This is a genomic window from gamma proteobacterium symbiont of Lampromicra miyakona (genome assembly GCF_059730895.1).
The window spans coordinates 2024489-2044587 of record NZ_AP035932.1; the positions used below are offsets into that span (position 1 = coordinate 2024489).

The 20099-nt window shown below is 59.9% G+C and carries 14 protein-coding genes and 1 pseudogene; 8 read left to right on the top strand and 7 right to left on the bottom strand.

Going from position 1 to position 20099, the window contains the following annotated elements:
* Positions 1-3 precede the first annotated feature (3 nt).
* Both AC6I8P_RS09375 and AC6I8P_RS09380 read left to right on the top strand, forming a co-directional pair.
* Positions 4-924 (top strand): ABC transporter permease, encoded by a 921-nt coding sequence (locus tag AC6I8P_RS09375; RefSeq protein WP_058758651.1) that lies wholly within the window; start codon positions 4-6, stop codon positions 922-924.
* A 12-nt stretch (positions 925-936) separates the two neighbouring features.
* Entirely contained in the window at positions 937-2301 is a 1365-nt protein-coding gene (locus tag AC6I8P_RS09380) for an LLM class flavin-dependent oxidoreductase (protein WP_104092956.1), read from the top strand.
* Here AC6I8P_RS09380 and AC6I8P_RS09385 read toward each other — a convergent pair.
* The 4 genes and pseudogenes from AC6I8P_RS09385 to AC6I8P_RS09400 form a co-directional block, all read right to left on the bottom strand.
* Positions 2298-3563, bottom strand: a pseudogene (locus tag AC6I8P_RS09385) (SfnB family sulfur acquisition oxidoreductase). The gene AC6I8P_RS09380 and the pseudogene AC6I8P_RS09385 sit on opposite strands and share 4 nt — an antisense overlap.
* 150 nt (positions 3564-3713) lie before the next feature.
* The gene (curA, locus tag AC6I8P_RS09390; protein ID WP_058758571.1) at positions 3714-4739 is read right to left on the bottom strand and encodes an NADPH-dependent curcumin/dihydrocurcumin reductase; all 1026 of its coding nucleotides are present in this window, start codon (positions 4737-4739) and stop codon (positions 3714-3716) included.
* Between the two features lie 83 nt (positions 4740-4822).
* Entirely contained in the window at positions 4823-5173 is a 351-nt protein-coding gene (locus tag AC6I8P_RS09395; RefSeq protein ID WP_264443528.1) for a DUF3147 family protein, read from the bottom strand.
* 46 nt (positions 5174-5219) lie between these two features.
* Entirely contained in the window at positions 5220-5495 is a 276-nt protein-coding gene (locus tag AC6I8P_RS09400; RefSeq protein WP_058769814.1) for a metal/formaldehyde-sensitive transcriptional repressor, read from the bottom strand.
* A 121-nt stretch (positions 5496-5616) separates the two neighbouring features.
* Between AC6I8P_RS09400 and AC6I8P_RS09405 the strand changes: the two genes are divergently transcribed.
* The 5 genes from AC6I8P_RS09405 to AC6I8P_RS09425 all read left to right on the top strand — a co-directional run bounded on the left by AC6I8P_RS09405 (position 5617) and on the right by AC6I8P_RS09425 (position 12241).
* A complete protein-coding gene (locus AC6I8P_RS09405; RefSeq protein WP_021506023.1) occupies positions 5617-5799 on the top strand; it encodes a DUF1289 domain-containing protein in 183 nt (60 codons plus the stop codon).
* Positions 5800-6066: 267 nt separating this feature from the next.
* Entirely contained in the window at positions 6067-7137 is a 1071-nt protein-coding gene (locus AC6I8P_RS09410) for an amidohydrolase family protein (protein WP_264443530.1), read from the top strand.
* Positions 7112-8386, top strand: a complete 1275-nt coding sequence (locus tag AC6I8P_RS09415) for an MFS transporter (protein ID WP_021506025.1) — start codon at positions 7112-7114, stop codon at positions 8384-8386. Before AC6I8P_RS09410 ends, AC6I8P_RS09415 begins: the two co-directional genes overlap by 26 nt.
* Before the next feature lie 320 nt (positions 8387-8706).
* The gene (locus tag AC6I8P_RS09420; protein ID WP_394516158.1) at positions 8707-9822 is read left to right on the top strand and encodes a lactonase family protein; all 1116 of its coding nucleotides are present in this window, start codon (positions 8707-8709) and stop codon (positions 9820-9822) included.
* Positions 9823-10144: 322 nt separating this feature from the next.
* The gene (locus tag AC6I8P_RS09425; protein ID WP_058774673.1) at positions 10145-12241 is read left to right on the top strand and encodes an FUSC family protein; all 2097 of its coding nucleotides are present in this window, start codon (positions 10145-10147) and stop codon (positions 12239-12241) included.
* On the opposite strand, the gene AC6I8P_RS09430 is transcribed toward AC6I8P_RS09425, so the two are convergent.
* Entirely contained in the window at positions 12238-16821 is a 4584-nt protein-coding gene (locus tag AC6I8P_RS09430) for an ATP-dependent helicase (protein WP_498031139.1), read from the bottom strand. The two genes, AC6I8P_RS09425 and AC6I8P_RS09430, sit on opposite strands and share 4 nt — an antisense overlap.
* Before the next feature lie 127 nt (positions 16822-16948).
* Entirely contained in the window at positions 16949-18376 is a 1428-nt protein-coding gene (locus AC6I8P_RS09435) for a purine-cytosine permease family protein (protein ID WP_498031140.1), read from the bottom strand.
* Between the two features lie 275 nt (positions 18377-18651).
* Here AC6I8P_RS09435 and AC6I8P_RS09440 point away from each other — a divergent pair, with 275 nt between their 5' ends.
* On the top strand, positions 18652-19182 hold the full coding sequence (locus AC6I8P_RS09440) for a GNAT family N-acetyltransferase (RefSeq protein ID WP_498031141.1): 531 nt from the start codon (positions 18652-18654) through the stop codon (positions 19180-19182).
* Between the two features lie 85 nt (positions 19183-19267).
* Here AC6I8P_RS09440 and AC6I8P_RS09445 read toward each other — a convergent pair whose 3' ends face one another.
* Positions 19268-20047, bottom strand: coding sequence for an alpha/beta hydrolase (locus tag AC6I8P_RS09445; protein ID WP_058774676.1), 780 nt, complete (start codon positions 20045-20047; stop codon positions 19268-19270).
* Between the last annotated feature and the right edge of the window lie 52 nt (positions 20048-20099).

Sequence of the window (20099 nt, forward strand, 5' to 3'; positions counted from 1 at the left end):
CTGATGGTGCTGACCTTTGTTGCGCTGCTGCTGTTTTTCATCATCGCCGCGCCCGCGTTTGCCACTGTCGCCAACATTCGTAGCGTGCTGCTGAATAATGTCGCACCGCTGGCGATTGTGGCGCTGGCCATGACGCTGGTCACGCGTATCGGCGCGATCGATCTGTCCGTCGGTACGGCGATTGATGTCGCCTGCCTGGTGCTGGTGACGCTGGTACTGCATCAGGTCGCGCTGCCGCTGGCGCTGTTGGGTGCGCTGACGGCGGCACTGCTGGTAGGCGTGTTCAACGCTTTTCTGGTGACACAACTCGGCGTTGAGCCGTTTCTCGCCACGCTTGGCACGCTGTTTATTGGTCAGAGCGTACAGCAACTGTCGTCCAACGGTGGGCAGCCGGTCTATCTGCTAAGCCAGACGCTGCCGGCGGGTTTTACCGCTATTGGTCACGGCACGCTACTTGGCGTTCCACTACCGCTCTGGCTGTTGCTGGGCGTGGCGCTGGTGCTGTATCAACTGTTGCACCGCAGCGCCAGCGGTCGCGCACTGCGCATGATGGGTGAACAGCTCAGCGTAGCGCATCATTCTGGCGTGGCGGTCAAACGTCTCACCGCGCTGGCATTCATATTCAGTGCACTGGTCGCCGGTATCGTCGGGTTAATTCTCGCCGCCAATGTCAAAGCCTGGGTACCGTTATCGGGCAATGCCTATCTGCTGAATGCCATCGGTGCCAGCTTTATTGGCGCGACCTTCGCGCCTTCGCGCCGCCCGAATGTGCCGGGTACGCTGCTGGGGGTCGTGCTGCTGAGTTTCATCGCCAACGGACTGTTGCTGGTCGGCTGGAACTTTTACTGGCAGCAGGTGGCAACCGGCGCACTGATCTTTGTGGTACTGGCCGTGGGTGCGCTGCGTGCGCGTCGCCCTGTCTGAGGAGGGTAACGGATGCCTTCACCGTTTTTGCTGTTTGCGTTCATGATGAATGTCCCTGGTCATCTCTCTGCCGGATTGTGGCGACATCCCCAGGATCAGGCGCATCGCTATACCGAGCTGGATTACTGGACGACCCTCGCGCGGCAGCTTGATACCGCAGGTTTTGATGCGCTGTTTATTGCTGATGCGCTGGGACAACTGGATGTATGGCAGGGCAAGCCGGACGCGGCGTTGCGCCTGGCCGCTCAGATGCCGGTGAACGATCCGCTGCTGCTGGTCTCCGCCATGGCGGCCGTCACGCAGCACCTCGGTTTCGGTATTACGGTCTCTGCCACCTACGAACATCCTTATTTGCTGGCGCGCAAGTTCACGACGCTTGATCATCTCACCCGCGGGCGTATCGCCTGGAACGTGGTGACTTCCATGCTTGATTCCGCGGCGCGCAATCTGGGTTTGACCCGGCAGCTGCCGCATGATGAGCGTTACGATCGCGCACAGGAGTTTCTGGATGTGACCGCGAAGCTGTGGGAAGGCTCATGGGAGGAAGATGCGGTTAGCCGCGATAAAGCCAACAGCCTGTATAGCGATCCGCAAAAAGTGCACGCTATTCAGCATTATGGTCGCTGGTATCAGGTGCCGGATGCACATCTCAGTGAGCCCAGCCCACAGCGCACCCCGGTGCTGTTTCAGGCTGGCACTTCGGCACGCGGTGCGCAGTTTGCTGCCCGTAACGCAGAAGTCATTTTCCTCGGTGGCGTCACCGCGCAGGCGATTGCCAGCGATATTCAGCGCATTCGTCAGCTGGCCGTGGCAGAAGGGCGCGATCCGGCGTCGCTGCGTTTTGTCACAGCCATCACGGTGATCACGGCCGAAGATGATGCCGCCGCCCGGGCCAAACTTGAGGATTATCAGCAATACATCAGTGAAGAGGCTGCGCTGGCGCTCTTCTCGGCGTGGACCGGTATCGACTGGTCGCAGGAGGATCCGGACATGCCGCTGGCCTTTCGCGAAACCGACGCCTGCCGTTCGGCGCTGGCCAGCCTGACGCGAATTGACGATCAAAAACGCTGGACGCTGCGTGAGGCAGCACGCTACATCGGTATCGGTGGTCTGCATCCGTTGCTGGTGGGCGGCGGCGAAACCATTGCCGATCGGCTGGATCAGTTTGCGGCAGAATCGGGCGTGGACGGCTTTAATCTGGGCTGGGCTATTAGCCCGGGCAGCTTCAACGATTTCATTGCCTGGGTCATGCCGGTGCTGCGCCAGCGCGGGCGGGTGCGTCCTCAGCCAGCACAGCCGTTAACCTTGCGTGAACGTCTCACGGGTCAGCCGCGCCTGGCAGCTGACCATCCGGCAACGCGCTTCCGCCGCCCTTAGCTCCACGCATGGCGCGGCGGCGGCGTGCCGTTGAGATAATAATTACCCACGTGGTAATACTTCCAGCGCACCGGATCGTGCAGCGTATGGGTGCGCGCGTTGCGCCAGTGGCGGTCCAGATTAAACTCCTGCAGCGTGGCGCGGGTGCCAGCCAGCTCAAACAGTTTGTTACCGGCAAGCAGAGCGATCTCCGTCGTCAGCACTTTGGCCTCGGCGGTGGCCACGGTCGCGCGTGCCACGCTGGTCTCATCGGGCTGCGTCAGCGCGGCGTCAATCGCTGCACCGGCCTGCCACAGCAGCGCTTCGGCAGCGTGCAGGCGGATTTTCAAATCACCGACTGCCGCCAGCGTGAAGTGGTCATCGGCAGCGCGCGCCTAGCCACTGTCAATCCACGGCCGCGAGCGTTCGCGAACAAATTGCAGGGTGTCTTCAATGGTACCGCGCGCAATACCGACATCCACCGCCGCCTGAATGATCTGTGAAATCGGCCCGGCAGCGGTTGGCCGCTCAAACGCCTGCCAGGTTGGAATAACGCGCGACAGCGGGGCGCGGACATTCTCCAGCAGTACGGTACCGGAGGCCGTCGTGCGCTGACCAAAGGCCGACCAGTTATTAATGACGCTGATGCCCGGCGTGTCGCGATCGAGCACAATCAGATGCGCCCGGTCCTGCTCGTCCAGCGCCACGGCATGGATTCGATGCGCCAGCAGCGCGCCAGTGGCATAAAATTTTTCCCCGTTAATCACCACCTCATCACCGTCACGCCGAAAGCGCGTCTGAAAATCGGCGACCGTGCGGCCATGCTTCTCCGAGAAGGCGTTACCCCAGCGCAGCCCGGCCAGTACCTCGCTCAGCAGTACCTGTTTTTGTGCTTCGCTACCGTCTTCCAGCAGATGGGCCACACCGGCCAGATGGTTTTGCGGCAGCTGACCGAGCGCCGGATCGGCAGCTGAAATGATGGCGATCACCCTGGCCACGGTGGTCCACGACACGCCCGCTCCGCCCCAGGCTTTGGGGATGGCCATTGCCCACAGGCCGCTTTGCGAGAACGCATCCAGCTCTTTGAGGGGCAGAATGCCCTCACGATCGCGCAGTGCCGCCTCGCGCGCGAAGCTGGCCGCCAGCTGATGGGCTACGGCGATAGCTTCCGCATCGTCGCGAATGATATGCGCGGCGCCAGCCGGTAATGGCACCGGTGCTTCCGCCTGTTGCGTATTGACTTTACGCGGCAGCGCCGCGGAGTCGGCTAAGGTCAGCGACATAAAGACTTCTCCGGTAGAAGAGGATAGAGGAGGGCATCATCGCATGCGCACGCGGAGGGCTTATATCTCAATAGCGGTTAAGCAAAGCGCAAAAAAGCCTTAGTGCTCGCACACTAAGGCCGGATTTACAGTCGGGGAGAGAACCGCTGGCTACGCCACTTTCACCACGGTTTTGCCGAAGTTTTTGCCTTTCAGCATGTCAATAAACGCCTGCGGCGCATGCTCCAGCCCTTCTACCATGTGTTCGCGGTACAACACTTTTTGTTGCTCGACCAGCGGCGTCATCGCCTGCAGGAATTCCGGATAGCGATCGCCATAATCCTGGAAGATGATGAAGCCCTGCATACGGATGCGGCGTTTCAGAATCCCGCCCATGATCAGCGGCGTGCGATCGGGGCCGGGTGGCAGTTCGCGACTGCTGTAGCCCGACACCAGGCCACACACCGGCACGCGCGCGGCGGTGTTGAGTAGCGGGAAGACGGCATCGAATACTTTGCCGCCGACGTTTTCAAAATAGATGTCGATACCGTCCGGGCAGGCGGCCGCCAGCTGTTCCGCGAAATCGTCACGATGATGATCGATACAGGCGGAAAAACCGAGGGTGTCAATCGCGTAGCGGCACTTCTCCTCACCGCCGGCCACGCCGACGACGCGGCAGCCATTCAGCTTACCGAGCTGACCGACCGTGGCACCCACCGGTCCGGTGGCGGCGGCGACAACCAGCGTTTCACCGGCTTTGGGCTGACCGATATCCATCAGGCCCATGTAGGCGGTAAAGCCCGGCATACCCAGAATGCCCAGCGCCCAGGATGGATGGGGCAGATGACCGATTTTAGTCACGCCAGTGCCATCGGACAGGGCATAGCTCTGCCAGCCGCTGGCCGCCAGTACCCAGTCGCCGGCGCTGAAGTCCGGATGCTGCGATTCCGCCACCTGGCATACGGTGCCGCCGACCATCGGCTGGTCGAGTTGCGCCGGCGGCGCGTAGGATTTGCTGTCATCCATGCGGCCACGCATATATGGGTCGAGCGACAGATAGTGGGTGCGCAGCAGCATCTGTCCCGCCTGCACCTGCGGCAGCGGTTGTTCGACAAAGCGGAAGTTCTCTTTCACCGGCTCGCCGTCCGGGCGTGACGCCAGCAGCCAGGCGTGATTGAGTGAAGCGTGTTGAGTCATAGCATTTCCTTGTTTCTGCGCGGGTAAAACAGCAAGTGTAGCCAATGACCGGGCAGGGAATGGATGATTGATGCGGCTTGCGCCTACATCAGAATGATACCAAACCGCTTCAGCAACAGCGCCCAGAGGGCGAACAGCACCACGGTAATCACGCAGGAGAGCAGTAGCGTGAGCCAGAAGCCGACGCGCTGGTAAAAAAACGGAAACAGGATAAACATCGGCAGTGTCGGCACCACATACCAGAACGTATACCATGCGTGAGCGGCAATCTTTTCCTGCGTTTGTCCTTCTATTTTCATCCAGACAAGCACCAGCAGGGTGACCAGCGGTAAAGCGGCGAGCAGGCCACCCAGACGATCGCTGCGTTTCGCGGCTTCTGAGATCAGTACCACCATAAAGGCGGTTAACGCGTATTTTGAGATTAGCCAGAGCATCGTTATTCCCGATAATTATCATTAAGCCGGCTGCGTGCCTGAGGTTCTATTTCAGGTAAGAACGAATGACCGCCACGATCTCTTCCAGATCCTCACTTCGCGCCTGCGGCGTAGCCTCTGCGTTCATCAAATGTTCGCGTATATGGCCTTCAAGCAATTCGCTCATCAGGCCATTAATAGCGCCGCGCACTGCCGCGACCTGCTGCAGTACCTTGAGGCACTCCTCACCCGATTCGACGGCGGTTTCCAGCGACGCCGCCTGACCTTTTATACGTCGAATGCGGGTGAGTAAGCTTTTCTGATTTCTCAGGGTATGGGCCATTACTGCCTCCGATTGATCATGCTCTATACTGGGGTATAGTATATAACTCACTTTACGGCGCTTTCGGGTCGCCTGCAACTGATTACCCCGACATTGACATCCAAATCCCAGGAGGCTGGATATGGCCGCAAAATCGCCGTGCATCGATCTCTGTGTGTTTGATACGAAAACCGGCTGGTGCGAAGGATGCGGACGCACCCGTGGGGAAACCCAAAGCTGGCGTAAGCTTTCGCCTTATCATCGCAAAGCGACAGAGCGGGCGCTTCCGGCGCGCCTGAAAGCGCTTAAAACCCGAGAGGCGTAGTCTTGTTCGTCAGGTCGAGGCGACACACATTGAGGTTGACGCTGCTGCCAAAGATTGAAACCTGACGGTGTAGCAGGACATTTGTGATTAACATCTTACTTACATCATTAACATCCCCTTTTTGCTGGCTATCGGTTATGCGGTAAATCTATAGTCAATTTACTATGTAAAACTTTGTTTTATCTGGTGCAACTCATGGCTTTGGCGATGAGGTATGCCAGCAGCGTTTCAGACCTGATTTAAATCAGGCAGTTAAGAGGGGATACTATGGAGATCGTTAACGCACCGCATCTGCCAGTCAGAGAGCACTGGCTGGCACTGCATCATGAACCCGCTTTGATGCCCGACCTGCCGATGGTCGATGCGCATCATCACTTATGGGACCGCCAGTCAGGGCGTTATCTGGCGCCTGAATTCAGCCACGATATCGAAACGTCCGGCCACCGGATACTCTCCACCGTCTACATTCAATGCCGTTCAATGCTGCGCCGTAACGGACCGGAGGCCTTCAAACCCGTCGGTGAGGTGGAGTTTGCCAGCGGCGTCGCGGCAATGTTTAACAGCGGCCATTACGGCGCGGCGGCAGGCTGTGAAGCGATTGTCGGCGGTGCCAGCCTGTTGGCTGGCGATGACCTGCTGCCGGTGATTGAAAGCATGACGGAACGTTCAGGGGGACGGTTACGCGGGATGCGTAATCCGCTGGCCTGGCACGATGACCCGCGCGTGGTATCCAGTCCCGCGACGCCGCCCGCCGGTCTGGCGGCCAGTGCCGCATTCCGGCGCGGTGCCGCATGCCTGGCCCGCAAGGGACTGTCGCTGGATGTCTGGGTTTATCACACCCAACTCGATGAAATCGCTGAGCTGGCACGGGCGCTACCCGATCTGCACATTATTGTGGACCATTGCGGCGGGCCGATCGGTAGCGGGCCGTATGCCGACAAACGGGATGCCACCTTCCAGGAATGGAAAAAGGCCATCATTGCGCTGGCGGCGTTGCCAAACGTGAGCATCAAAATCAGCGGTTTCGGCATGACCGTCATGGGCTACTCCTTCGCCCAGCATGCCATGCCACCGGACTCCCTGACGCTTTCGCAGGCCTGGCGGCCGCAGTTTGAAACCCTGGTTGACGCATTTGGCGTCGGGCGCTGTATGTTTGCCAGCAACTTCCCGGTCGACAAAGGGATGTTCAGCTACGGCGTATTCTGGAATGCCTGTAAAAGGCTGGCTGATCACGCTTCGCCGACCGAAAGAGAACAGCTGTTCTGGCGCACCGCGGCTGCACGCTATCGCTTATCCTCCCTGGAGAATATGGATGAATATCAAATCAAGACTGCGTGAAGCGCCTCCCCTGGCGCAGGATGAGTCCGCTGCAGCGATCTCGTATACATCGGCAGAAAAAAGGACGCTGGCGCTGGGCGGGTTAGGGTGGACGTTTGAAAGCTATGACTCGTTTTTGCTCTCGCTGTTATTACCGGTACTGGGCGTGGTATTTGATGTCAGCAAAACGGAACTTGGCGTGTTTATCAGCACCACGGCAGGCGGGCAGATTATTGGTGGCATTCTGTTTGGGCTGGTTGCCGATAAGATCGGACGCGTCAGAACGGCCTTTATCTGTATCGCGATCTATTCACTTTTCTCCGGACTGCTGGCGTTCTCCCACAATCCTCAGGCGTTTGCTGCGCTGCGATTCTGCGGTGCGCTGGGTATGGGCGGCATGTGGACGTCAGGAGCGGCACTGATCGCCGAAACATGGCGTCCGGAGCGTCGTGCACGCGGTGGCGCGCTGATGCAAATGGGGTTACCGGTGGGGGCGATTCTGGCGATTGGCCTGACGGCGCTGGTGACGGCCCTGACCGGCGGGCTGGAAAACGGCGGCTGGCGCTACCTTTTCATGATTGGCGCACTGCCGGTGTTTATCATGATGGTCATTGCTTATATCACGCCTGAATCACCTGTCTGGCTGGCGCGCCAGCAGGAACGCGCTCACCGCCAGAACAAAACGGCAGGTACCGGCAAAATCAACCTCAAAGGATTGCTGCTGGCATTTACCTTTATCTTTTTCATTCAGTACCTGTTCTGGGGCGTATTCACCTGGACGCCAACCTATCTTCGTGAAGTTAAGCATCTCGATTTTCTTCACAGCCTGAAATTTGTGCTGGCACTGCAAACCGGTGCCATTGCTGGCTTCCTGGTGTTCTCACTGCTGGCCGATAAGTGGGGGCGCAGGCCGATGTTTCTGCTCTACCTATTTATCGGTGCGGTGGCGGTCGGCATGTATCTGGCGACCACTCAGCCGCTGATTCTGATGGTCGCCATCTTTATGGCAGGTTTTGGCGTAAACGGTATTTTTGCCGGCTCCGGTCCTTTCCTCGCCGAGATCATTGGCGACACGCAGTCACGCGGCTTTTTGATGGGGCTGGCGTATAACGGCGGGCGCCTGGGCGGCTTTATCGCGCCGCTGCTGATTGGCTTTGTGGCCAGCGTTGGAGGATTCACCGCCGGGCTGGCCACCACGGTGATCGCCTTTCTTGCCGCGATGGTGGTGGTCTGGTTAGCGCCAGAAACCAAAGGCGTGAAGTTGCAGTAAGCTGTGCACCTGTCGCGCAATCGGCAGGTTAAAACCTGTGACACGGTTGAACACCTGACGCGCTGTCAGGTGTTCAGCCAGTTGTGTGGTATACCCACCGTAGCCAGAATCATCACCGCAAAATCCTGCACCACATCGCGGCCACGCCAGGTGAGCCCGCGCACAAACCTGGACAAAACATCAGGTTCGCCGGCGCGCTAATTGCCTGATTAGCCTGGCTTGCTGGAGAAGTGCCCAGGTGACGTCGGGCAATCTCACATAACAGGCGCGTGCTTTACTGCGTATAACCGGGTCTGATTACCCTCATCAAGGAGAACACCATGATAAACAGCCTGCGCACCGTTACGCTGCTGGCGGCAATGACGGTGAGCGCGCCACTGCTGGCGCAGACCTTTGTGTACGTATCCGCCGCCGACGACGGCACCATCGCGCGCTATACGCTGGACGCGCGCAGCGGCGCTTTGCAGCTGCTTGGCCACACTGAGGCCGGGGGAAAAGTGATGCCGATGGCGCTCAGTGCGGATCACAAAACGCTGTACGCGGCGATTCGCAGTAAACCGCTGCAACTGGCGAGCTGGCAGATTGACTCGCAGAGCGGCGAGCTGAACAACCGGCACACCGTGCCGGCTGCGGCCAGTTACCCCTACATCAGCACTGACCGTCAGGGACGCTTTCTGCTGGGGGCCTCATATGACGGCGACGTGGTGCAGGTTTACCGCCTGACAGCCAGCGGCACCATCGCTACGCCGCCGGTCGGCAGCTATAAAACCGGTCATGCGGCGCATTCGGTGATTGTCGATGCCAGCGGTCGTCACGCTTATGTGGGTAATCTTGGCACCGATCGCGTGCTGCAGCTCCGGCTGGGCGCAAACGGCACGTTGAGCGCCCTCGGCAAGGGGGAGGTAGCAACCGCCGCCGATAACGGTCCGCGCCACTCGGTGTTGTCGCCGGATAATCGCTATCTGTACAACATTGGTGAAATGGGCGGCATCATTACCCAGTTCCGGCGCGAAGCCAGCGGCGAGCTGGTGAAAGTGGCGGAAACGCCTAACGCGGTGGCGGCGCAGTATCATCTGCAACATGGCCGTGAACGGCCGCCGGGTTACAGCGACAGCACGCCGCGCATCTGGTCAGCGGATATCCAGCTGACGCCGGACGGGCGTTTTCTGTATGTCAGCGAACGCACCAGCAGTACCGTGAGCGGTTATCGTGTTAACCAGCAGGATGGCAAACTGACGCTGATCGGCAGCTGGCCGGTGGAGAAACAGCCGCGCGGCATGGCGATCAGCGCCGATGGCCGCTGGCTGGTGGTGAGCGGTGAGAAGAGTGCGGTTATTGGCAGCTACGCGATTGAGGCTCGCAGCGGGGCGTTGCAGCGGGTCGGCGAAGCTCCAGCCGGCCGGGACGCGAACTGGGTGACCATCGTCAGCTATTAAAATGATCGGGCGCAGGAAACTGCGCCTTATTGCGCGAAATTATTTTATGGATAGCATCGTCCGGCAGCAAAGTGTGATCTGCGACACATTTCTGCCGCTGAAGGCAGATTGCTGCTTTCTGCGGCAGTGACAGCGCAGATATCCCGCCTGCGACCCGCCGATCGCTGCATTCTATTAGTTTCTTTAAAGCATTCTGTGCCTGATGTCAGGCGTGTATGAACACCGTTTTCGATTACGAAACAATTTGTCGTAGTTATCGGGATGAGCGCCCGCCAGATTCTGGCAGGATACGCCGCACTTAGCGCCTTCTGGTCTCCGTGACATGCAGTGGTTTTCGAAAAACGCCGTTTTTTTTGCTGTAAAAACCTGTTTGGCCGCCTTTCTGGCATTGTATCTGGCCCTTGAACTGAATGTTGATCGTCCCGCCTGGGCGCTGACCACGGTGTTTGTGGCATCGCAGCTTTATTCGGCATCCACCATCTCCAAATCGCTGTTCCGCCTGCTCGGCACGCTGCTCGGTGGCGTCTTCATCTTTTTTATCTTTCCGCTCACCGTGGCGCATCCGCTGCTGTTCAGCCTGTGTATCTCACTGTGGGTGAGCCTGTGTCTCTATCTGTCGCTGCACGACCGCACGCCGAAAAGCTATGTTTTTATGCTGGCGGGCTACAGCGCCGCGATTATGGGTTTCCCGGAAGTGACGACGCCGCTCGGTATCACCAGCACCGTGCTGTCACGCATTGAGGAAATTACTTTAGGCATTGTGTGTAGTAGCCTGGTGCACGCGCTGTTGTTTCCGGTCTCGATGCGCAGTCTGCTGGAGCAGAGCGTCAGCCAGTGGTATCTCAACGGGCGCAAGCTGTGCCGCGATTTACTCTCTGGCATTTCCGCAGACCGATCGCCAGAACGCGACGAAATCCTGACCCGCATGGCCACTAATCCGCAGCAGGTCGAGATCCTGATTACCCATTGCGTGTATGAGGGCGACGCGGCCCGGCGTCTGATTCGCCTGGTCAGCACGCAGTATCAGCATCTTTCATACTTAATCCCCACGCTGACGGCGATTGAAATGCGGCTGCAGCGGCTGGCGGCGCGCCAGATTGCCTTTCCTGCCTGGGTTGAGCAGACCCTGCAGCAGTTCCTGCTGTGGCTGAATGATGGCGAAGCGGTGGGCGATGTCATTGGTATTCAGCTGGAACTGAGCCTTTGTCAGGATCGGCTGAATGCGGCGTGGCGCAATGGCGAGTTGTCTACCGAACACTGTCTGCTGTTTACCGGTCTGCTGGAGCGGCTGGTGGATTTTGTGCGTATCGCCGGGGCTTACCAGAGCGTGGGCGGGCTGGTCAGCGATCTGTCAGGCGACACCACGCTGGCGCGCGGCAAACGCACGCATCGCTTTTTCGACAAAGGGCTGATTCGGCTGTCGGCGCTGACGGCATTTTGCGCCACCTTTGGCTCCTGTCTATTGTGGATGGCGACCGGCTGGCGCGACGGGGCATCAGCGCCAGTGATGGCCGCGATTCTCAGCTCCTTCTTCGCCAGCCTCGATACGCCGCTGACCTCAATGAAGCTGTTTATTCGTGGGGTGATCGTGGCGATCTTTATCAGCGTGATTTATGTCGCGCTGCTGCTGCCGCAGGCAACCTCGTTCGAGGCGCTGATCCTCTGTCTGGCTCCGGGTTTGCTGCTACTCGGGCTGATGATTGCGCGACCGGCCAGCAACATGATCGGTCTGAGCGTGGCGATTCAGATCCCCGGCTTTATCGGGCTCGGACATCATCTGAAACCCGATCTGGTGCTGCTGGTGAATAACGCGATTGCTTCAATGGCCGGCGTGCTGTTTGCGGTGATCCTGACCGCGCTGATGCGCAATAAGCGGCCATCGTGGACTGCGCGCCGCGCCGTGCGTCACGGCCTGCGTGAACTGCTGCGCTTTATTAAGGAGATTGAGCGCAACGGCTCATCGCTGCTGGGACGCCAGCGTTTTATTGGCCTGATGCTGGATAAGGTCAATGTGGTGCTGCCACGCCTGCACCTTGATCCGCAGTCCGATATGGCGCCGGCAGGAATGCTGCTGACCGAGGTGTGGCTGGGGGTCAATAGCTTTGACTACTACGCACGCCATCAGGCGCTGCTGAGCCGTTATCAGCTGGACAGCGGGCAGATGTTTCACGAGCTGGGACTGTTTCTCAAGCGCAGGCTGAAGTCGCTGCAGACGCCACCGCATGAGGATTTGCAGGAGGAGCTCGATGTGCTGCTGATGCAGCTGGAGCAGCTGGCGCAGCGTGACGAGGCGCTGCTGCTGCCGCTGTTTCATCTGTTCAGCATCCGGTTATACCTGTTTCCGCAACTTAGCTGGCCGGTGGCCACACCGCGTCAGGCAGAACGCCTGCAGCAGCATCGTTACCGCCTGCAGGCTTAGCCATACCAGCTGTAACCTTTCGGCACGCGGGAAAAGCCGATGGCTTTCAGGGCCGGTAGCAGCGATGACTGGCTGGCCGGCTGATCGTCCACCCGTTCGAGAATGAAGCTGTGGGTTTTCTCCCGGCGTAAGGCCTGGCCCAGCGCCACGATGGCGGCCTGACGTTGGTCCTCAGAGATGTCGCCAAAAGTTAACAGCTCTTTACCACCCGGCGGCAGCCACAGCATAACGTGCCCATTGCCAATCACCACCAGTGCGCCGCTGCGGCGGGTAGGCCGCACGCCACCGACGCTGAGCGGCCACGCCAGCTGCACGCCAAAGGGATTGGCGGGATCCAGCACCGCCAGCGCCACCGGCGGGTGCGTGGCCTGCGCGCTGCCGAGCTGGCGCAGCCGGTCGATAGCCGGATTTTCAGCAAACTGCGCGCCACCCATGCCAGCAACAAAGCGGCCGCGCAGCAGCCGTCCGGCATCCTCCATACCGCGCAAGAGCGGCTGCAGCGCCGGAAAGCCACCGGGAATCTGCTCTGCCACGGCGGCACCGCGCGTGATCACGCCAAAGCGGTCGAGCATATTTTCAGTCAGCGCCAGGGCGCGCTCGGTATCGGCCAGCGGCTGCCGCACAATCAGCGACCAGCGTCCGGCCATGCTGTTGAGCGAGGGCTGCGCAGCAGCACTGCGGCTGGCCGCGAAACTGGCCCGACTGTGGCGACTGCGCGCAGGACGGGCCGGGCGTGGACGCGGCGTGTGGCTGGTGGTGCTGAGCTGGCGCAGCGCGGCCCAGGTATCCATGGTCAGATAGCCGCGCCATACCAGTTCCCACATCGCGGCAAAGACTTCGCCGGGATCGACAGATTGTTCAGGCTGCGCCATCACGCGCGGTAGCAGCTCGCGGGCGAACCAGCCGCCGCCATCCTGTAACTGCGCCACAATCGCCTGCTGTAAAGGTGACAATGTCACATTATTACCTTCATCAGGCACCGGTAACGTTTCACTGGCAAACTCGCTCAGGTGCAGGGAGACCAGTCCGTCCTGCGCGCCAGGTGCCCGCTGGCCACTCCAGATGACTTCACCGGAAGAGAGCAGCTCATCCAGCATCGCTGGCTGATAATCACGCACCCGCACCGGCAAAATCTGGCTTTCCCACAGCGAAACCGGCAGCGCAACGCCAGCCAGTTGTTCAATCACCCGCACCACGCCGTTGATACCGGCAAAGGCGCCCTGTGCCGCGGATGCTGCGACGTCGCTCAGTAATCCCTGACGCTCAAGCAGAAAAGCCACGTACGCCGGCGCTTCGACCGGTCGGGTGGCCTCACGCGCCGCCTGCAGCGAGCGCACGCGCAAACGACGAAATACGCTTTCCGCTACCCACTGCGTTGACGCATCGACCGCAGGCGAGAGGAAATCGCCTTTCAGTACGCGTTGCTGCTGACGCAGCTCCTCCAGCGTGTCGTCGACCACGGCGCGGCCCAGACCAAAGCGGGCGGCGATTTGCAGACTGGTGGCGACAGCGTGGGTGCGCAGATAGCGATTAAGTAAGTCATGCAGCGGCCGGGCCACCGGCGCGAGCAGCCCGGCGGGCAGATCAGCTGGCAGCGCCGTGCCCAGTGCGTCGCGCAGCCGCACGCCATCTTCGGCGACAGCCCAGCGCGTCTCTGCCGCAATCGTAACCTGAATGATGCGTTGCGCCTGTTGCAGCGCGGTTAGCAGCGGCATCAGCGCCGCCTCGCCGTTGTAGCGCGCCGTGATTTCCGGCACAGTGAGCGGCCCCAGCTCGCGCAGCAGATCAACCACGGCTTCCTGAGTGCTGGCCTGATAATCGGGAACGGTGCGCTGAAGTTCCTGCTCAACGCGTGCCACCACCTCGGGTGCCAGCAGCTCGTGCATCTCAATCTGGCCCAACAGATCGCTCAGCAGCGTGCTGTCGAGCGCCAGCATTGAGGCGCGCCGTTCCGCCTGCGGCGCATCGCTGGCATACATGAATTCGGCGACATAGCCAAACAGCAGCGGCGCAGCAAACGGCGAGGGCGTATCGGTGGTAACTTCAGTCAGCTTAACCTCGCCCTGTTGTATCCGCGCCATCAGCTGATGCAGCGCCGGCAGGTCATACACGTCCTGCAGACATTCACGCGCGGTTTCGATCAAAATCGGGAAATCATCGAACTGCCGCGCCACCTCCAGCAGCTGCCCGGCGCGCAGCCGCTGCTGCCACAGCGGAGAACGTTTACCGGGGTTGCGGCGCGGCAGCAGCAGGGCGCGCGCGGCACATTCGCGGAAGCGGGCGGCAAACAGCGCAGAATGTCCCACCGCAGCCGTCACCTGTCGCTGGAGTTCGTCCGGCGCAAACAAAAACAGTTCAGCGCCTGGCACCCGGCCTTCGCTGTCAGGGAAGCGCGCGACAATCCCATCATCGCTGGCGACCACGGCCGGATCGAGGCCCATCTGGCGGCCAATGCGCTCAGCGATGGCCAGCGCCCATGGTGCATGCACACGCTGACCATAAGGGGAATGCAAAATCACGCGCCAGTCGCCGGTTTCATCGCGACAGCGCTCAATCAGCAAATTGCGATCGTCAGGCACCAGGCCTGTGGCGGCAAACTGTTCGTCGATGAGCGCACGAATGTTGTGTCGGGCATTGGCGTCAAGGTTGTCGCTGCCGGGCAACACCCCGCTGGCGGCATGTCGCAAATAGCGGCCAATGGCTTCGCCGAGTGTCGCCGAACGCCCGAGACTGTCGCCGTGCCAGAAGGGCAGGCGCGCCGAGCGACCGGGTGCCGGCACCACTACCACCTGATCGTGCGTAATTTGCTGGATGCGCCACGAGGTGGCGCCAAGCGTGATGATGTCGTTAATCCGCGACTCATACACCATCTCCTCATCCAGTTCGCCGACCCGGCGCGCACCAGACTGTTCTTCGCCCTCCGGCAGCATCACACTGAACATCCCGCGGTCCGGAATGGTGCCACCGCTGGTGACGGCCAGATGCTGCGCGCCCGGGCGACCGCTTAAGGTTTGCTGTTGTCGATCCCAGATGATGCGCGGGCGCAGGTTAGCAAACTCGTCCGAAGGGTAGCGGCCAGACAGCATATCCAGCACTGCATCAAAGGCGTTACGCGGTAACGTTTTGAACGGATCGGCACGGCGTACCTGTTGATACCACGCCTCGACGGACAGGGTGTCCATGGCCGCCGCCGCCACCGTATGCTGGGCGAGAATATCGAGCGGATTGTGTGGCAAAGCGATAGCATCCAGTTCACCTGCCAGCATTGCGTCCACCGTCACGGCCGCATCAACCAGATCGCGACGCGTGCGTGGCCAGATAATGCCTTTCGGCGTACCGCCGACCTGGTGACCGGCCCGGCCAATACGCTGCAGCGCGCTGGCCACCGAAGGCGGTGCCCCGACCTGAATCACCAGGTCGATATCGCCCATGTCAATTCCCAGTTCAAGACTGGATGTCGCCACCACGCAGCGCAGTTCGCCGGCTTTCAGGGCGTTCTCAATCTCCAGCCGCTGCTCTTTCGAGACTGAGCCATGATGCGAACGGGCAATATACGCTTCAGCAGGCGTGGCGCGTTTTTCGGTTCCACCGCTAAAAGAGCCATAGGCGAGGGCGGGCTCTGTTACGCCCTGTTCCGGCGCGGCTCGTCGCGCATACAGTTCGTTGAGTCGTGCGGTGAGTTTCTCCGCCAGCCCACGCGAATTGGTAAACACCAAAGTCGCGCGATGGCGCAATACCTCATCCAGAATGCCGGCTTCAATATGCGGCCAGATGGAACCGGCGGCGAGGCTGCTCTCCTGCGCGGCGCGCGCATCGGGACGCTGCTGGATGTCCGTCATGTCCTCTACCGGCACGGTAATTGTCAGCTGCAGCGGCCGCTGCGCCGGCGGGTTGACGATGCGCGTAGCGCCCGCGCCACCGAGAAAAGCTGCCACCGCTTCTGGCGGTCGCACAGTGGCCGACAGGCCAATGCGCTGAGCAGGCTGCGCCAGCAATACATCGAGCCGTTCCAGGCTGAGCGCCAGGTGGGCGCCGCGTTTACTACCGGCCACCGCGTGTACTTCGTCAATAATGACGGTCGAGATGCCACGCAGCGTTTCGCGGGCTTTTGACGTCAGCAGCAGGAAAAGCGATTCCGGGGTAGTAATCAGGATGTCCGGCGGCCGGCGCTGCAGCTTTGCCCGTTCGGCGCTGAGCGTGTCGCCGGAGCGCATGCCGACCTCCAGCGTGATTTCCGCCTCACCCAATTCCGCGCGCTGAGCGGCAACGCCCGCCAGCGGTAGCGCCAGGTTACGCTGCACGTCAGCCGCAAGCGCTTTAACCGGTGAAATATACAGAATGCGCGTCTTGTGACTGCGCGCTACGGGTTCGTCACGGCTGCGCTCGCGAAACAGCGCGTCGATCGCATGCAGAAATGCCGCCAGCGTTTTGCCGGAGCCGGTCGGCGCAATCACCAGGCAGTGTTGTCCGCTGGCGATGGCGCGCCAGGCTTCCTGTTGTACGGGGGTCGCCGCCGGGAAAGTGCGGCGAAACCACTGTTGCGTGGCCGGGGTGAACAGTGAAAGCGCTGAGGCTGGCATCCATGACTCCTGCATTCTCGAAAGGGCGATCAGCAGTGTAGCGTGCCGCAGCGTTTACGGCATTATCAGGATATTGCCGATGAGGGCGGCGCGAAAACACACGCCGCAGCACGACTATGTGACAACGTCACTGAGGGTAAACAGAGTCGGCCAGTTTCCCGCGGCGATCAAAGCGACGTGCGGCCAGCCACAGCAGCGCGGTAACAAACCAGCCGATGATCCATGACACATCGTTGCCAGCAAAAATCCACGTCAGGGAACCATGATGCAGCGGGTTATCAATGAACGGCAGCTGTACCAGCACTCCGAGGAAGTAAATGATAATGCCGGCCCAGTTCCAGCGACCGTAGCGGCCATCCGGTTGCGACAGCGCGGGCACATCGACTTTCCCTTTGGTAATCAGATAAAAATCCGTCAGGCTGATGGCGCTCCACGGCACAAAAAAGGCCAGCAGGAACAGCAGGAAGTGGGTAAATGATTTGAGAAACGCCGGTTCGCTGAGCAGCGCAATGATGCAGGAGATCGTGACCATCAGCACCACAAACAGGATACGTCCGCCACGGCTAATCGCGGTTTGCTGGCGAAAACCGGAGACAATGGTGGTCAGCGACATAAAGCTGCCGTAGGCATTGAGCGTAGTGAAGGTGATTTTGCCAAAGCAGATGGCGAAGTAGATGACCATCGCCATGGTGGCGCTGCTGCCCAGCCCGACGATGTAGCCCACTTCATTACCGGAGAACGCTTTACCCGCAATTGCAGCCACAATGACGCCGAGCGTCATGGATGCCTGCGTGCCCAGCACGGTGCCAAAAAACACCGAACTGAACAGCTTTTTCGCGGAGACATCCACCGGCAGATAGCGCGAGTAGTCCGACACATAAGGGCAAAACGCAATCTGCCATGACGAGGAGAGCGATACCGCCAGCAGAAAACTGGCAACGCTGAAGTGCTGATTTTGCCAGACGGCCGCTAAATCGTGGCTGGAGAGTAGGGTGATGAACAGGTAAACAAAGGCCAGCACGCCGATGACGCTAGCCACTTTGCCGAGTTTATGAATCACCCGATAGCCGAGCACTGCAATCACGATGATGATGGCGCTGAAGATGATCATGCCGGCTGCATTGCTGACGTTGACCAGCTTCGCCAGCGCCTGGCCGGCCAGTACCGTGCCGCTGGCCGAGAAGCCCACATACATAATGCACACCAGCACCAGCGGGATCACCGCGCCAAACACGCCAAACTGCATACGGCTGGTGATCATCTGCGGCAGGCCAAGCCGCGGGCCCTGGATCGCGTGCAGCGACATGATGGCCGCGCCGACAATCTGTCCCACCAGTAAACCGACAATCGACCACACCACATCGCCGCCCAGTACCACCGCCAGCGCACCGGTAACAATGGCGGTAATCTGCAAATTGCCACCAAACCACAATGTGAACTGGCTAAACGGATGCCCGTGACGCTCGCTGAGCGGGATGTAATCAATGGAACGTGTTTCTGACAGGCGCTGTTTCTCTGCACCTGAATAATTTGCGGCAGGTATCTGAGCGGACATAGTTTCCTCGCTGGAACGGCTAAAGGTGGTTAGTCATTGATTTTTCTTGTTAGTCAGTGGTAAATGTCACGAAACATACATGTATATACATGTAGCGATATTGTCACGAGGTTGATGAGGTTACAAGCTGACCGGTCATTGGAAATTGTGATGACGCTGGCAATGTTGTCCGTTAATGTCAGGAGCCTGGCCGGTAACGGACGCGCACAAAGGCGATGATGCGCTAACTACATAGCCACTACTGGTGGCGAACAGGACAACCCGGGGAGAGAGTTATGCAGGCAGTGATTGAAACAGAACGCTTACGACTGGAACCTTTTGCGCTAAACCACCTCGCCGGCTTGCGCGCGATGGATGATGACCCGGAAATCATGCGGTATATCAATGAGGGCCAGGTGAAGAGCCAGGACGAGACGCTGGCGACCATTGAGCGCGTGCAGCAACGCTGGCAGCGCTATGGTTTTTCCTGGTGGGCGCTGCGCGAGAAGAGCAGCGATGACATCGTCGGTGCGGCTTGTCTGCAGCATCTGGCTCATCAGGAACAGGCGCCGCTGGAAATTGGCTGGCGACTGTTGCGCAGCAGTCAGGGGAAAGGGTATGCCACCGAAGCCGCTACGGCGATTGTGCAGTTTGCTACCGGGCAGATCGGCGTGGATTATCTGGTGGCGGTGGCACATCCGGAAAACCTTGCATCCCATCGGGTGATGCAGCGGCTGGGTATGCGCTATCGCGGTATCGAGCAGCATTACGACCAGCCCTGTGTGGTTTATGAACTGGATATGAAGAGTGCCCCAGCGCATTCGTGAGGCAGGGCGCGCACCTCTGGTAGCGGCGCGATTTATCACGCAATAAATTGCGCCGCTATCAAACATGCACCCGGTAAGGGTGCGCTCAATACCCTGGTACGTGCGCGGCTTTCATGATCAGATTTGCCACCGCCTGCGGCTGGGAAATCAGCGACACATGGCTGGCCTTGAGTTCGATGGTCTGCGCATGCATGCGTTTCGCCATAAAGCGCTGCAGATCCGGATTGATAGTGTGATCCTCCGTAGACACCGCATACCAGCTCGGTTTGCTATGCCAGGCCGCCACGCTGGTTTTCGCCTGGGTAATGGCTTTACCCATCGGCTGCTGAACGGCGTAATAAGCCCGCGCTTCGCTTTCTGGCAGATCGCCGGCAAAGTCGTGGATAAACGCCTGTTCACTGAGCGCGCCAAAACCGTCGTCACGCCACTTCAGGCCAGCGGCAACCGGTGCTGCAGGGAACTTTTTGGTGAGCGCCGGATAATCTTCACCGGCCTCCGGCGCGCGCGCCGCGATGTACACCAGCCCCTTCACTTCAGGTTCATCGCCCGCCTGGCTGATAACCATGCCGCCATAAGAGTGCGCAACCAGAATCACCGGTCCGTTCTGCTGTGCCAGCGCGCGTTTCACCGCCGCCACGTCATCATTCAGCGACGTCGTTGGGTTTTGTACCGCGGTGACGTGCAGACCTTTCGCCTGCAACAGTGGGATGACTTTGCCCCAGCTGGAGCCATCAGCGTACAGGCCATGGACCAGCACAATATTTTTTACTTCCTGCGGCGCGGCAGCGCTGTCGGCATGCGCCAGTCCGGCACTCAGGGCTGAGATTACCAGCGCCGTCAGCGCCGTGATTTTGCGTAATGTCATGATCGGTCCTCATAATTAGTCGGGGTTCATGCACCACTGTAAGCGCCGGGGA